At 61.0% G+C, this 14,455-nt stretch carries 12 protein-coding genes; 7 read left to right on the top strand and 5 right to left on the bottom strand.

Translation table 11 applies throughout. The annotated features are described in order from the left end of the window. Positions 1-132: 132 nt before the first annotated feature. Positions 133-414 (top strand): HU family DNA-binding protein, encoded by a 282-nt coding sequence (locus AB4O09_RS06955; protein ID WP_003205289.1) that lies wholly within the window; start codon positions 133-135, stop codon positions 412-414. An 82-nt stretch (positions 415-496) separates the two neighbouring features. On the opposite strand, the gene rlmF is transcribed toward AB4O09_RS06955, so the two are convergent. The 5 genes from rlmF to AB4O09_RS06980 all read right to left on the bottom strand — a co-directional run bounded on the left by rlmF (position 497) and on the right by AB4O09_RS06980 (position 7,221). Beyond that, positions 497-1,522, bottom strand: a complete 1,026-nt coding sequence (gene rlmF, locus AB4O09_RS06960) for a 23S rRNA (adenine(1618)-N(6))-methyltransferase RlmF (RefSeq protein ID WP_028236676.1) — start codon at positions 1,520-1,522, stop codon at positions 497-499. A gap of 257 nt (positions 1,523-1,779) precedes the next feature. Further along, the gene (locus AB4O09_RS06965) at positions 1,780-4,626 is read right to left on the bottom strand and encodes a valine--tRNA ligase (protein WP_003205286.1); all 2,847 of its coding nucleotides are present in this window, start codon (positions 4,624-4,626) and stop codon (positions 1,780-1,782) included. 241 nt (positions 4,627-4,867) lie between these two features. Next, positions 4,868-5,233 (bottom strand): hypothetical protein, encoded by a 366-nt coding sequence (locus AB4O09_RS06970; protein WP_027911412.1) that lies wholly within the window; start codon positions 5,231-5,233, stop codon positions 4,868-4,870. An 8-nt stretch (positions 5,234-5,241) separates the two neighbouring features. Beyond that, entirely contained in the window at positions 5,242-5,670 is a 429-nt protein-coding gene (locus tag AB4O09_RS06975) for a DNA polymerase III subunit chi (RefSeq protein WP_003205282.1), read from the bottom strand. Between the two features lie 60 nt (positions 5,671-5,730). Next, on the bottom strand, positions 5,731-7,221 hold the full coding sequence (locus AB4O09_RS06980) for a leucyl aminopeptidase (protein ID WP_027911411.1): 1,491 nt from the start codon (positions 7,219-7,221) through the stop codon (positions 5,731-5,733). Positions 7,222-7,534: 313 nt separating this feature from the next. Between AB4O09_RS06980 and lptF the strand changes: the two genes are divergently transcribed. From lptF to era, 6 genes are all read left to right on the top strand, one after another. Continuing rightward, positions 7,535-8,656 (top strand): LPS export ABC transporter permease LptF, encoded by a 1,122-nt coding sequence (gene lptF, locus AB4O09_RS06985; RefSeq protein WP_003205278.1) that lies wholly within the window; start codon positions 7,535-7,537, stop codon positions 8,654-8,656. Then, on the top strand, positions 8,649-9,710 hold the full coding sequence (gene lptG, locus AB4O09_RS06990; protein ID WP_013694154.1) for an LPS export ABC transporter permease LptG: 1,062 nt from the start codon (positions 8,649-8,651) through the stop codon (positions 9,708-9,710). The genes lptF and lptG overlap by 8 nt, the downstream gene beginning before the upstream one ends. Positions 9,711-9,908: 198 nt before the next feature. Beyond that, positions 9,909-11,708, top strand: a complete 1,800-nt coding sequence (gene lepA / locus AB4O09_RS06995) for a translation elongation factor 4 (protein ID WP_003205274.1) — start codon at positions 9,909-9,911, stop codon at positions 11,706-11,708. A gap of 5 nt (positions 11,709-11,713) precedes the next feature. Beyond that, a complete protein-coding gene (gene lepB, locus AB4O09_RS07000) occupies positions 11,714-12,568 on the top strand; it encodes a signal peptidase I (RefSeq protein ID WP_003205272.1) in 855 nt (284 codons plus the stop codon). A gap of 183 nt (positions 12,569-12,751) precedes the next feature. After that, positions 12,752-13,441 (top strand): ribonuclease III, encoded by a 690-nt coding sequence (gene rnc, locus AB4O09_RS07005; RefSeq protein ID WP_003205268.1) that lies wholly within the window; start codon positions 12,752-12,754, stop codon positions 13,439-13,441. Beyond that, positions 13,434-14,336 (top strand): GTPase Era, encoded by a 903-nt coding sequence (gene era / locus AB4O09_RS07010; protein WP_003205264.1) that lies wholly within the window; start codon positions 13,434-13,436, stop codon positions 14,334-14,336. The genes rnc and era overlap by 8 nt, the downstream gene beginning before the upstream one ends. Positions 14,337-14,455: the final 119 nt, after the last annotated feature.

A 14,455-nucleotide genomic window follows, 5' to 3' on the forward strand; every position in this document is an offset into this window, starting at 1 on the left:
TCCCGGTTTTCGGCATCTATTACCCCGATCCGTCGCGGTGATTGCCGAGGGTGCCTGATCAAGAGAGATCGGGCTCGATGGCTGACACTGCACTCTGCAATCCATATGAATTTGATAGGGAAGGAACACTACATGGCTCTTACTAAAGACCAACTGATCGCTGATTTGGCTGAATCTGTAGACGCACCAAAAGCTACCGTGCGTTCGCTGCTGGACCAACTGGGCCAAGTCGTTGCCGATCAGCTGGAAAATGGCGGCGAAATCACTCTGCCAGGTGTTGGCAAGCTGAAAGTCACCGAGCGTCCTGCCCGTACCGGCCGCAACCCTTCGACTGGCGCTGCCATCGAAATCGCTGCCAAGAAAGTGATCAAGCTGGTTGTGGCCAAAGGCCTGACCGACGCGGTCAACAAGTAAGACCGCAGTAAAAAAAAACCGTGCCTCGGAGCGATCCGGGCACGGTTTTTTATTGCCTTGAAAACCACCTGTAGGTGTCTTTCTAATCCTTGCGAACCCAACGCGACTGGCGCCAAGCCTGTTGCTGGGCCTGGGTCTGGAAGGTCCAGGCCACGAAACGACTCTGCTTCTGGCCCTGGGACATCTCCACCACCTGGCTGTGCAGCGCCCCGGCCTTTTTCAGCGCGGTTTGAATCGCAGGCAGGTTCGACGCCTTCGACACCAGGGTGCTGAACCACAGCACTTGCCCGGCCAGCTGCGCGCTTTCGCCGATCAGTTGCGTCACGAACCGGGCTTCCCCACCCTCGCACCACAACTCCGCAGCCTGACCGCCGAAATTCAGCACCGGCAGCTTGCGCTTCGGATCGGCCTTGCCCAGTGCCCGCCACTTGCGCTGGCTGCCCTTGGTGGCTTCCTCCAGGGAGGCATGGAACGGTGGGTTGCACATCGTCAGGTCGAAACGTTCGGTGTCGTCCAGCAGGCCCAGGAGAATCTGCTTGCGGTTGGCTTGCTGGCGCAACTGGATGGCTTTGTTCAACCCATTGGACTGGACGATGGCCTTGGCCGAGGCGATGGCCGTTGGATCGATCTCCGAACCGAGGAAGTGCCAGCGGTAGTCGCTGTAGCCGATCAATGGATAAACGCAGTTGGCGCCGGTGCCGATGTCCAGCACCTTGACCGCCGCCCCACGGGGGATTTCACCTTCGTTGTGGCTGGCGAGCAAATCGGCGAGGAAATGTACATAGTCCGCCCGCCCTGGCACCGGTGGGCACAGGTAGTCGGCCGGGATATCCCAGTGGGCGATGCCATAGAAAGCTTTGAGCAGCGCCCGGTTGAATACCCGCACGGCCTCAGGGCTGGCAAAGTCGATGCTTTCCTTGCCGTAGGGGTTGATGATCACGAACTTTGCCAGTTCCGGCGTGCTCTTGATCAACGCTGGGAAGTCGTAGCGGCCCTGGTGGCGGTTGCGCGGATGCAGGCTGGCTTTTTCACGCGGCGCCACGGTTTTAGCCTCCGGGGCGGACTTGGGCTTCTGGCGGGCAGGTTTGGGTGTGCGGGGGGCGGTCATGGGCGGGTCGATTCGGGGATGGCTCAAAAAGTGGCGGGCATTGTCCCACATCCGGCCCGGTCTTGATGACTGCGTGGTTTAAATGTGGGAGCGAGCTTGCTCGCGATAGCAGTGTGTCAGTTGGCATATGGGTTGGCTGATCCGCCGCTATCGCGAGCAAGCTCGCTCCCACATGGGTTTTGCGATACCTGAAAAGGAAAGTGACAGGCATGAAAAAGGAGGTCCAACTGGACCTCCTTTTTCATTGCGAACCGCTGTTACAGGCTGGCGATCCGCGCGTGCTGCTCGGCCAGCTTGCCCAAGGCCTGTTCCGCCTCGGCCAGTTTGGCCCGTTCCTTCTCGATGACTTCGGCCGGCGCCTTGTCGACGAAGCCGGCGTTGGACAGCTTGCCGCCGACCCGCTGCACTTCGCCTTTGAGACGCAGGATTTCCTTGTCCAGGCGCGCCAGTTCCGCGGCCTTGTCGATCAGGCCCGCCATTGGCACCAGCACTTCCATCTCGCCAACCAGGGCGGTGGCCGACAGTGGTGCTTCTTCGCCGGCTGCCAGGACCGTCACCGATTCAAGCTTCGCCAGTTTCTTGAGCAACGCCTCGTTTTCGTTGAGGCGGCGCAGGTCTTCGGCGCTGGCGTTCTTCAGGAACAGGGCCAGTGGCTTGCCCGGACCGATGTTCATTTCGGCGCGGATGTTACGCAGGCCCAGCATGAAGGTCTTGAGCCACTCGATGTCGTCTTCAGCCGCCGGATCGATGCGGCTTTCGTTGGCCACCGGCCAAGGTTGCAGCATGATCGTCTTGCCTTGGGCGCCTGCCAGCGGTGCGATGCGCTGCCAGATTTCCTCGGTGATGAACGGCATGAACGGATGCGCCAGGCGCAGGGCCACTTCCAGCACGCGCACCAGGGTGCGACGGGTGCCGCGCTGGCGTTCGACCGGGGCGTTTTCGTCCCACAGCACAGGCTTGGACAGTTCCAGGTACCAGTCGCAATACTGGTTCCAGATGAACTCGTACAAGGCTTGCGCGGCCAGGTCGAAACGGAACTGGTCCAACTGGCGAGTCACTTCGGCCTCGGTGCGCTGCAACTGCGAAATGATCCAGCGATCGGCCAGGGTCAGTTCAAAGGCTTCGCCGTTCTGGCCGCAGTCTTCGCCTTTATCCAGCACGTAGCGCGCAGCGTTCCAGATCTTGTTGCAGAAGTTGCGATAGCCTTCGACGCGGCCCATGTCGAACTTGATGTCGCGACCGGTGGACGCCAGCGAGCAGAAGGTGAAACGCAGGGCGTCGGTGCCGTAGCTGGCGATGCCCTCGGCGAATTCTTCGCGGGTGGCTTTCTCGATCTGCTTTGCCAGTTTCGGCTGCATCAGGCCGGAGGTGCGTTTCTGCACCAGGGTTTCCAGGTCGATGCCGTCGATGATGTCCAGCGGGTCCAGGACGTTGCCCTTGGACTTGGACATCTTCTGGCCCTGGCCGTCGCGCACCAGGCCGTGGACGTAGACGGTCTTGAACGGCACTTGCGGCGTGCCGTCTTCGTTCTTCACCAGGTGCATGGTCAACATGATCATCCGGGCGACCCAGAAGAAAATGATGTCGAAGCCGGTGACCAGGACGTCGGTGGAGTGGAATTTCTTCAGGAATTCGGTCTGCTGCGGCCAGCCCAGGGTGGAGAAGGTCCACAGGCCGGAGCTGAACCAGGTGTCGAGGACGTCGTTGTCCTGTTGCAGCGCCACGTCCGGGCCGAGGTTGTGCTTGGCGCGGACTTCGGCTTCATCACGGCCGACATAGACCTTGCCCGACTCGTCGTACCAGGCCGGAATGCGATGGCCCCACCACAGTTGACGGCTGATGCACCAATCCTGGATGTCGCGCATCCACGAGAAATACATGTTTTCGTATTGCTTGGGCACGAACTGGATGCGGCCGTCTTCGACAGCGGCAATCGCAGGCTCAGCCAGCGGCTTGGTGGACACGTACCACTGGTCGGTCAACCACGGTTCGATGATGGTGCCCGAGCGGTCGCCTTTCGGGACTTTCAGGGCATGGTCGTCGACGCTGACCAGCAGGCCGGCGGCATCGAACGCCGCGACGATCTGCTTGCGTGCTTCGAAGCGGTCCAGGCCGGCATATTCGGCCGGGATCTGGCCGTCGACGCTTTCGTTCAGCGTGCCGTCGAGGTTGAATGCCTGGGCTGCCGGCAATATGTTGGCGTTCTTGTCGAAGATGTTCAGCAGCGGCAGGTTGTGGCGTTTGCCGACTTCGTAGTCGTTGAAGTCGTGGGCCGGGGTGATTTTCACGCAGCCGGTGCCGAATTCAGGGTCGCAGTAGTCGTCGCCGATGATCGGGATACGACGGCCAACCAGGGGCAGTTCGACGAACTTGCCGATCAGCGCCTGGTAGCGTTCATCGTTCGGGTTCACCGCCACGGCGGAGTCGCCCAGCATGGTTTCCGGACGCGTGGTGGCGACGATCAGGTAATCCTTGCCTTCGGCGGTCTTGGCGCCGTCGGCCAGTGGGTACTTCAGGTTCCACAGGAAACCTTTCTCGTCGTGGTTCTCCACTTCGAGGTCGGAAATGGCCGTGTGCAACTTGGTGTCCCAGTTGACCAGGCGCTTGCCGCGATAGATCAGCCCGTCCTCATGCAGGCGCACGAAGGCTTCCTTCACCGCTTCCGAAAGACCGTCGTCCATGGTGAAGCGCTCGCGGCTCCAGTCCACGGACGAGCCGAGGCGACGGATCTGGCGGCTGATGTTGCCGCCGGACTCGTCTTTCCATTCCCAGACTTTCTCGAGGAATTTCTCGCGGCCCAGGTCATGGCGATTCTGGCCCTGGGCTTCGAGGCGGCGCTCCACCAGCATCTGCGTGGCGATACCGGCGTGGTCGGTGCCCGGCTGCCACAAGGTGTTGCGACCTTGCATGCGCCGGAAACGGATCAGCGCATCCATGATCGCGTTGTTGAAACCGTGGCCCATGTGCAGGCTGCCGGTGACGTTCGGCGGCGGGATCATGATGGTGTAGGAATCGCCCGCGCCTTGCGGAGCGAAATAATTCTCGGACTCCCAGGTGTTGTACCAGGAAGTTTCAATGGCGTGCGGCTGGTAGGTCTTATCCATGCGCGGCGGGACCCTATTGGCATTTATTCAGGAAAAGCCGGGAAGTATAGCGGGCGGGGCTGGTGCAAGCCACATGCAGCAAGCTGGAAGCTTGGCAGATGGCTTGTGGGCGCAACCGAACAATGTGGGAGCGAGCTTGCTCGCGATAGCGGTAGATCAGCAACATTGATGTTGACTGACACACTGCTATCGCGAGCAAGCTCGCTCCCACAAGGTGTTCGGTAGTCAGTAAATCTCGGGGTTACTCGTACTGGCTCAGCAACCGCTCCATCCGCGCATCCAGCCGGCGCTTGATCTCGGTCTCGATGTGCGGGGCGAAGTCGTCGATGACGTCTTGCATGATCAACTGCGCCGCAGCGCGCAGTTCGCGGTCCAGGTGCAGCAGGGCGTCGGGCCCTTTGGCTTCGGTCTTGGCGGCAGGCTTGGGTTCCGGCTGGCCGTTGATCGGGTCGAACAGCAGGGGGATCTGTTCATCATGCACCGGCTCGTGCACGACCGTGTCGGTCAGCAGCGGCGGTTGCAGGTTGTCGTCGCCGAGCAGTTGGCGGATCGACTCGAGGTCATCCAGCAGGTGCGCGGGTTTTTGTGGCGGTTTTGGAGTGTCCATCGTAGGGCTCAGAGTCGCTGTAAACGGTGGTCTTGCAGAGGATAGCCCTGTTCGCGGTAGAAACGGAAACTCTCCCGCGCGGCTTGTCGGATGGCCGGGTCTTCGACCACCACTTCCGCCACACGGGCGAAGCGCTGGGCAAAGGCCGGTACTTTCAGGTCGAGGTTTACCAGCAGGTCCTGGTGCTGGCCGCAGTCATCCCCCAGCCCCAGCACGATCAACCCTTCGGGTTCGCTCTCGGCCGGGCCGTGGGGCACGAAGCTCTCGCCCTTGAAGGCCCACAGGCGTGCGTCCAGGTCCTCGCGCTGGGCGGCATCGCTGCAATGCAGGTAGATGCGGTGCCCCATGCGCCAGGCTTTTTCAACGAGCTTGCAGGCAAAATCCAGCCGCGCCGACGGGTCGGCGCTGGGCAGGATATAGAAATCGACTTTGGTCATTGCGGTTCCTGAGCCGTCGCTGGCGCCACCCGAGGGTGACGCCAGCGACGGTCATTGGTGTCAGGCCTTGGCGCGGTCCAGCAGGTACTGGGTCAGCAGGGGCACCGGACGACCGGTGGCACCCTTGTCCTTGCCGCCGCTGGTCCATGCCGTGCCAGCGATGTCCAGGTGCGCCCAGTTCAGGTTCTTGGTAAAGCGCGACAGGAAGCAGGCTGCGGTGATGGTCCCGGCTTTCGGGCCGCCGATGTTGGCGATGTCGGCGAACGGGCTGTCCAGTTGTTCCTGGTACTCGTCGAACAGTGGCAACTGCCAGGCGCGGTCGTCGGCCTGTTGGCCGGCGCTGAGCAGTTGGCCGATCAGCTCGTCGTTGTTGCCCAGCAGGCCCGAGGTGTGGGAACCGAGGGCGACGATGCAGGCGCCGGTCAGGGTCGCGATGTCGATCACCGCTTGCGGCTTGAAGCGCTCGGAGTAGGTGAGGGCATCGCACAGCACCAGGCGGCCTTCGGCGTCGGTGTTGAGGATTTCCACGGTCTGGCCGCTCATGGTGGTGACGATGTCGCCCGGACGCGAGGCCGTACCGCTGGGCATGTTCTCGGCGCAGGCCAGGATGCACACCAGGTTGATCGGCAGTTGCAGTTCGAGCACCGCGCGCAGGGTGCCGAACACGCTTGCGGCGCCGCCCATGTCGTACTTCATCTCATCCATGCCCGCGCCCGGCTTGAGGCTGATGCCGCCGGTGTCGAAGGTGATGCCCTTGCCGACCAGTGCGTACGGCTTCTCGGATTTCTTGCCACCGTTGTATTGCATCACGATCAGGCGTGGCGGCTGGGCGCTGCCCTGGCCGACGGAATAGAACGAACCCATGCCCAGGTCCTTGATCTTCTTCTCGTCGAAGACTTCGACCTTCAGGCCCTTGAACTCCTTGCCCAGTGCCTTGGCTTGTTCGCCGAGGAACGTTGGGTGGCAGATGTTCGGCGGCAGGTTGCCCAGGTCGCGGGTGAACGCCATGCCGTTGGCAATCGCGGTGGCGTGGGTCACGGCACGCTGGACTTCAGCCTGGGCAGCCTTGATGGTCAGTACGGTGATTTTTTTCAGGGCGCGGGGTTCGGCTTTCTGGCTCTTGAACTGGTCGAACTGGTATTCGCCGTCCACCAGGGTTTCGGCCAGCAAGCGGTTCTTGCCGTAGCTGTCGCGGCCCTTGATCACCAACTCGTCCAGCGCCAGGGTGGCATCAGCGCCGCCAAGGCCCTTGAGGGTACCCAGCACGCCAGCAATGATTTTACGGAATGGACGGTCGCCCAGTTCAGCGTCCTTGCCCACGCCCACCAGCAGCACGCGCTCGGCCTTGAGGTTGGGCAGGTTTTGCAGCAACAGGCTCTGGCCGACCTTGCCGGCCAGGTCGCCGCGCTTGAGTACGGCGCTGATGGCCCCGCCGCTCAGGGTATCGAGCTGGGTGGCGACCACGCCAAGCTTGCGGTTTTCACCGACGGCGACTACCAGTGTGGCGGTTTTCAACGTTTCTGGGCTGACGCTTTTTACAACCAGTTCCATGTCCGGATCCCTGAGTCAATGGTCAAGAGGCCAGGCGCCGAGACGGTGGCGCGCTGAGCGAGCTTCTTCTATATAAAAGAAGCGCCGGTGCTTGCCGGCGACAAAGGCCGCAGTTTGAACCCCGGCGCCCGAGCCTGACAACCCTCGACGGCGCTAACTTTTGGCTTTAAGCACCGGCTTAAAGCGTGCGAAGTGACAGGCGCCTCCAATCACAGGATAATGCGGCTCTTTTTTCGGCGGCTCGCGTTGGCGCGCCGACTCGATACGTTTGCTTGTTTGGCCGCCTTAGCCTGACAACCCTGGAGTGTCTGGTTTGATCGTCTTTCGTTATCTATCCCGCGAAGTCTTATTGACCTTGAGTGCCGTCAGCGCCGTGCTGCTGGTCATCATCATGAGCGGACGCTTCATCAAATACCTCGCCCAAGCGGCCTCCGGTGCCCTGGACCCGGGCTCGCTGTTCCTGATCATGGGGTTCCGCCTGCCGGGCTTCCTGCAATTGATCCTGCCGCTGGGGTTGTTCCTCGGTATCCTGCTGGCCTACGGACGCTTGTACCTGGACAGCGAAATGACCGTGCTGTCGGCCACCGGCATGAGCCAACAACGGCTGTTTCGCATGACGCTGTTCCCGGCCACGTTGGTGGCGCTGGTGGTGGCCTGGCTGAGCCTGAGCCTGGCACCCCAGGGTGCCACCCAGTTCCAGTTGCTGATCAACCAGCAAGACGCCATGACCGAGTTCGACACCCTGGTGCCAGGGCGTTTCCAGGCCCTGCGCGACGGTACGCGGGTGACCTACACCGAACAGCTCTCGGACGACCGGATCGACCTGGGCGGCGTCTTCATTACACAAAAGAACCTGTCTTCGGATGCCAAGAAGGACCGTGGCATCTCCGTGCTGGTGGCCGAGAAGGGCCGGCAGGAAATCAACCCCGACGGCAACCGCTACCTGATCCTGGAAAACGGCTATCGCTATGACGGCAAGCCGGGGCAGGCCGATTACCGGGCCATCAAGTACGACACCTATGGCGTGCTGTTGCCCAAGCCCGAGGTCAGCGACGAAGTCACTGACCGCGACGCAATGCCCACCGCCAGCCTGCTGGGCAACGACGACATTCGTGCCCGTACCGAGCTGCAATGGCGCCTGTCCTTGCCGCTGCTGGTATTCATCGTGACCCTCATGGCGGTCCCGCTGTCGCGGGTCAACCCGCGCCAAGGGCGTTTCCTCAAGCTGCTGCCGGCGATTCTTCTCTATATGGCTTACCTGACCATCCTGATTTCCGCCCGCGGTGCGTTGGAGAAAGGCAAGATCCCGCCAGCCCTGGGCCTGTGGTGGGTGCACTCGATCTTCCTGGCCATCGGCCTGGGGTTGCTCTATTGGGAGCCGCTGCGCCTGAAGCTGGCCAGTCGTCGCAGCGCGCTGGAGGTGGCCCGTGGTTAAACTCGATCGCTACATCGGCAGCAGTGTGTTCATGGCGATCCTTGCGGTACTGGGGATCATTCTCGGCCTGGCGACCCTGTTTGCCTTCATCGATGAAATGAGCGACGTCAGCGACACCTACACGCTGACGGACGTGGCGAGCTACGTGCTGCTGACGGCACCACGGCGTTTGTACGACATGCTGCCGATGGCCGCGCTGATCGGTTGCCTGATCGGCCTGGGCAGCCTGGCCAGCAATAGCGAGCTGACCATCATGCGCGCCGCCGGCGTGTCCATTGGTCGGATCGTCTGGGCGGTGATGAAGCCCATGCTGGTGTTGATGCTGGTGGGTGTGTTGATCGGCGAATACATCGCCCCAGCCACCGAAAATACTGCCCAGGCCAACCGTTCCCTGGCCCAGGGCGGCGGCGATGCGCAAAGCGCCAAGCACGGCCTGTGGCACCGTCAGGGCGACGAGTTCATTCACATCAACTCGGTCCAGCCCAATGGCATTCTCTATGGCGTGACCCGGTATCGCTTCGACGACCAACGGCACATGCTGTCGTCGAGCTTTGCCAAGCGCGCCAATTTCGCCGAGGACCACTGGCAGCTGAGCGATGTCACGACCACTTTGTTCCATGACAAGCGCACCGAGGTGGTCGCCGCCCCGCAGGAACGTTGGGACGTGTCGATCAGCCCGCAGTTGCTCAGCACCGTGGTGATGGCGCCTGAATCCCTGTCGATTACCGGCTTGTGGGGGTATATCCACTACCTTGCGGACCAGGGCTTGAATAACGGTCGCTACTGGCTGGCTTTTTGGGTCAAGGTGTTGCAACCGTTGGTCACCGCCGCCCTGGTATTGATGGCGATTTCCTTCATTTTCGGCCCGCTGCGTTCGGTGACCCTTGGCCAGCGGGTGTTTACCGGCGTGCTGGTGGGCTTCACTTTCCGCATTGCCCAGGATCTGCTGGGGCCGTCGAGCCTGGTGTTCGGCTTCTCGCCGTTGTTTGCGGTGCTGGTGCCGGCCGGTATCTGCGCGTTGGCCGGGCTCTGGCTGTTGCGTCGGGCCGGTTGATTGCTCGTGTAGCGAGGGGGCTGTGGGAGCAAGGCTGTGTGGGAGCAAGGCTTGCCCGCGATGAAGGCCCTGTAGTCTTTCATAGATCGAGGTGGCTGTTTCGCGAGCAAGCTTTGCTCCCACTTGCGCGGTGTATCAGGTACAATTCCCGGCTATTTTTCGGCGGGCTATGCCTGCAGCCTTTTTGAGTGTTGATCCGTGAGTGATTTGAGTCATATCCGCAATTTCTCCATCATCGCCCACATTGACCATGGCAAGTCGACGCTGGCCGATCGCTTCATCCAGATGTGCGGCGGCCTGGCCGAGCGTGAAATGGAAGCCCAGGTCCTGGACTCCATGGACCTGGAGCGTGAACGCGGGATCACCATCAAGGCCCACAGCGTTACCCTCTACTACAAGGCCCGTGACGGCATCACCTATCAGCTGAACTTCATCGATACCCCGGGTCACGTCGACTTCACCTATGAAGTCAGCCGGTCGCTGGCGGCCTGCGAAGGTGCGCTGCTGGTGGTCGATGCTGGCCAGGGCGTCGAAGCCCAGTCGGTTGCCAACTGCTATACGGCCATCGAGCAGGGCCTGGAAGTCATGCCGGTGCTGAACAAGATCGACCTGCCCCAGGCCGATCCGGACCGCGTGAAGGAAGAAATCGAAAAAATCATCGGCATCGACGCTACCGACGCGGTCACCTGCAGTGCCAAGACCGGCCTGGGCGTGGACGAAGTGCTCGAGCGCCTGGTGCACACCATTCCCGCGCCGACCGGCAACATCGAGGATCCGCTGCAAGCTTTGATCATCGACTCCTGGTTCGACAACTACCTGGGTGTGGTTTCCCTGGTTCGCGTGCGCCATGGCCGCGTGAAGAAAGGCGACAAGATCCTGGTCAAGTCCACCGGCAAGATCCACCTGGTGGACAGCGTCGGTGTATTCAACCCGAAACACACCGCCACCGTAGACCTGAAGGCCGGTGAAGTGGGCTTCATCATCGCCGGCATCAAGGACATCCACGGGGCGCCGGTCGGCGACACCCTGACCTTGAGCTCTACCCCCGACGTCGATGTGTTGCCAGGTTTCAAACGCATCCAGCCGCAGGTCTATGCCGGCCTGTTCCCGGTCAGCTCCGACGATTTCGAGGATTTCCGCGAAGCCCTGCAAAAGCTGACCCTGAACGACTCGTCCCTGCAATACACCCCGGAAAGCTCCGATGCCCTGGGCTTCGGCTTCCGTTGCGGGTTCCTGGGCATGTTGCACATGGAAATCATCCAGGAGCGCCTGGAGCGCGAGTACGACCTGGACCTGATCACCACGGCGCCGACGGTTATTTTCGAGCTGTTGCTCAAGAACGGCGAGACCATCTACGTCGACAACCCGTCCAAGCTGCCGGACCTGTCGGCCATCGAAGACATGCGCGAGCCGATCGTGCGGGCCAACATCCTTGTGCCTCAGGAGCACCTGGGCAACGTCATTACGTTGTGCATCGAGAAGCGTGGCGTACAACACGACATGCTGTTCCTCGGCACGCAGGTCCAGGTGACCTACGACCTGCCGATGAACGAGGTGGTACTGGACTTCTTCGACCGCCTCAAATCCACCAGTCGCGGCTATGCTTCGCTGGACTATCATTTCGATCGTTACCAATCGGCTAATCTGGTGAAGCTGGATGTGCTGATCAACGGTGAGAAAGTCGATGCCCTGGCATTGATCGTGCACCGTGACAACGCGCACTACAAAGGTCGTGCATTGACCGAGAAGATGAAGGAACTGATTCCGCGGCAGATGTTCGATGTGGCAATCCAGGCCGCCATTGGCGGGCAGATTGTGGCGCGTACAACCGTCAAGGCGCTCAGAAAGAACGTATTGGCCAAATGCTACGGTGGCGACGTCAGCCGTAAGCGCAAGCTGTTGGAAAAGCAGAAGGCCGGTAAAAAACGCATGAAGCAGGTCGGTAACGTGGAAATTCCACAAGAAGCCTTCCTTGCGGTGCTCAGGTTGGATAGTTAGGTCCTATGTCGCTAAATTTCCCGCTGTTGCTGGTTATCGCCGTGTTTGTCTGCGGCCTGTTGGCGTTGCTTGATCTGTTGTTCCTGGCGCCTCGGCGCCGGGCGGCCATCGCCTCTTATCAGGGCAGCGTCAGCCAGCCTGATGGTGTGGTGGTCGAAAAGCTCAACAAGGAACCGCTGCTGGTCGAGTACGGCAAGTCGTTCTTCCCGGTGTTGTTCATCGTGCTGGTGCTGCGCTCGTTCCTGGTAGAGCCGTTCCAGATCCCGTCAGGCTCGATGAAGCCGACCCTGGACGTGGGCGATTTCATCCTGGTGAACAAGTTTTCCTACGGGATCCGCCTGCCGGTGATCGACAAGAAAGTCATCGAAGTCGGTGACCCGCAACGCGGCGATGTCATGGTGTTCCGCTTCCCGAGCGACCCGAACGTCAACTACATCAAGCGTGTGGTCGGCCTGCCGGGCGACACGGTTCGCTACACCGCCGACAAGCGCCTGTTCGTCAATGGCGAATCGGTGGCCGAACAGTTGCTCGGTTCCGAGCCGGGTACGCTGGGCAGTGCCGAGCTCTACCGGGAAAAACTCGGCGAGGCCGAGCACCTGATCCGCAAGGAAATGAGCCGCTACCGCGCAACGCCGGACCATTCGTGGACCGTGCCGGCGGGGCACTACTTCATGATGGGCGACAACCGCGACAACTCCAACGACAGCCGGTACTGGGATGATCCGAACATTCCCAAGGACCTGCTGGGCATGGTCCCGGACCGGAACATCGTCGGCAAGGCCTTTGCGGTCTGGATGAGCTGGCCGGAACCCAAACTCAGTCACCTGCCGAATTTCTCGCGGGTTGGCCTGATCAAGTAATCACACACGGCGCTGTTGAACACAGCGCCGAATGCTTTTCTGGAGCCTGCGCAAGGTTGCCCGAAGGCATGAAGCCAACGATAGTCAGGACGTATTTTTGAACACAGCGTTAATTGTCCCAAGCCAACGGCGCCTTGCCGCCGTGGCGGTGGAATCCAGCCACGAACTCAGCGTGGGTAAACCGTGAGCGTTTCTCTAAGCCGTCTCGAGCGTCAGCTCGGCTACACCTTCAAGGACCAGGACCTCATGCTCCTGGCCCTCACTCACCGCAGTTTTGCCGGGCGCAACAACGAACGCCTGGAATTCCTCGGTGATGCCATCCTCAACTTCGTGGCCGGTGAGGCGCTGTTCGAGCGTTTCCCGCTGGCCCGCGAAGGCCAGTTGTCGCGTTTGCGCGCACGATTGGTAAAAGGTGAGACCCTGGCCGTATTGGCCCGTGGTTTCGACCTGGGCGACTATCTGCGCCTGGGCTCTGGTGAGTTGAAAAGCGGCGGTTTCCGTCGCGAGTCGATCCTGGCCGATGCCCTGGAAGCGTTGATTGGTGCGATCTACCTGGATGCGGGCATGGAAATGGCGCGCGAACGCGTGCTGGCCTGGCTGACCTCCGAGATCGACAGCCTGACGCTGGTGGACACCAACAAGGACCCGAAGACCCGTTTGCAGGAATTCCTGCAATCGCGCAGTTGCGAGCTACCGCGCTACGAAGTCGTGGATATCCAGGGTGAGCCGCATTGCCGTACCTTCTTCGTCGAATGCGAAGTGGTCCTATTGAATGAAAAAAGCCGGGGTCAGGGTGTGAGTCGTCGTATTGCCGAACAGGTAGCGGCCGCCGCAGCACTGATTGCCCTGGGTGTGGAGAATGGCAATGACTGATACAACCGTCACCCGCTGCGGCTATGTCGCCATTGTCGGTCGGCCGAACGTGGGCAAGTCCACGCTGCTGAACCACATCCTGGGCCAGAAGCTGGCGATCACCTCGCGCAAGCCCCAGACCACCCGTCACAACATGCTGGGCATCAAGACCGAAGGCGCCGTGCAGGCGATCTACGTCGACACCCCGGGCATGCACAAGGGCGGCGAAAAGGCCCTGAACCGCTACATGAACAAGACTGCCTCGGCGGCGTTGAAAGACGTCGACGTGGTGATCTTCGTGGTCGACCGCACCAAGTGGACCGAAGAAGACCAGATGGTCCTGGAACGCGTTCAGTACGTGACGGGTCCCTTGATCGTGGCGCTGAACAAGACCGATCGCATCGAAGACAAGGCTGAGCTGATGCCGCACCTGACCTGGTTGCAGGAACAGTTGCCGAACGCCCAGATCATCCCGATCTCTGCCCAGCACGGCCATAACCTCGACGCGCTGGAGCGGGTGATTGCCGAACACCTGCCGGAAAACGATCATTTCTTCCCCGAAGACCAGATCACCGACCGCAGCAGCCGTTTCCTCGCCGCCGAGCTGGTGCGTGAGAAAATCATGCGTCAGATGGGTGCCGAGCTGCCCTACCAGATCACGGTCGAGATCGAAGAGTTCAAGCAACAGGGGAAGACCCTGCACATTCATGCGTTGATCCTCGTCGAACGTGACGGCCAGAAGAAAATCATCATTGGCGACAAGGGCGAGCGCATCAAGCGCATCGGCACCGAGGCGCGCAAGGACATGGAGCTGCTGTTCGACTCCAAGATCATGCTCAACCTGTGGGTCAAGGTGAAGGGTGGCTGGTCCGATGACGAGCGGGCGTTGCGTTCGTTGGGTTACGGCGACCTCTGATCAGCTGACTGGATATACCGAGAACCATTGTGGGAGCGAGCTTGCTCGCGATGAGGGCCTGATGTTCAACATGGATGTTGACTGACAGACCGCTATCGCGAGCAAGCTCGCTCCCACAT

It is taken from the genome of Pseudomonas sp. H1_F01, from assembly GCF_054681425.1.

Bases quoted from the DNA above. Each gene is read 5' to 3' on its own strand.
- AB4O09_RS06955 (WP_003205289.1), top strand. From the start codon at position 133: ATGGCTCTTACTAAAGACCAACTGATCGCTGATTTGGCTGAATCTGTA.
- rlmF (WP_028236676.1), bottom strand. From the start codon at position 1,522: ATGACCGCCCCCCGCACACCCAAACCTGCCCGCCAGAAGCCCAAGTCC.
- AB4O09_RS06965 (WP_003205286.1), bottom strand. From the start codon at position 4,626: ATGGATAAGACCTACCAGCCGCACGCCATTGAAACTTCCTGGTACAAC.
- AB4O09_RS06970 (WP_027911412.1), bottom strand. From the start codon at position 5,233: ATGGACACTCCAAAACCGCCACAAAAACCCGCGCACCTGCTGGATGAC.
- AB4O09_RS06975 (WP_003205282.1), bottom strand. From the start codon at position 5,670: ATGACCAAAGTCGATTTCTATATCCTGCCCAGCGCCGACCCGTCGGCG.
- AB4O09_RS06980 (WP_027911411.1), bottom strand. From the start codon at position 7,221: ATGGAACTGGTTGTAAAAAGCGTCAGCCCAGAAACGTTGAAAACCGCC.
- lepB (WP_003205272.1), top strand. From the start codon at position 11,714: ATGTCGCTAAATTTCCCGCTGTTGCTGGTTATCGCCGTGTTTGTCTGC.
- era (WP_003205264.1), top strand. From the start codon at position 13,434: ATGACTGATACAACCGTCACCCGCTGCGGCTATGTCGCCATTGTCGGT.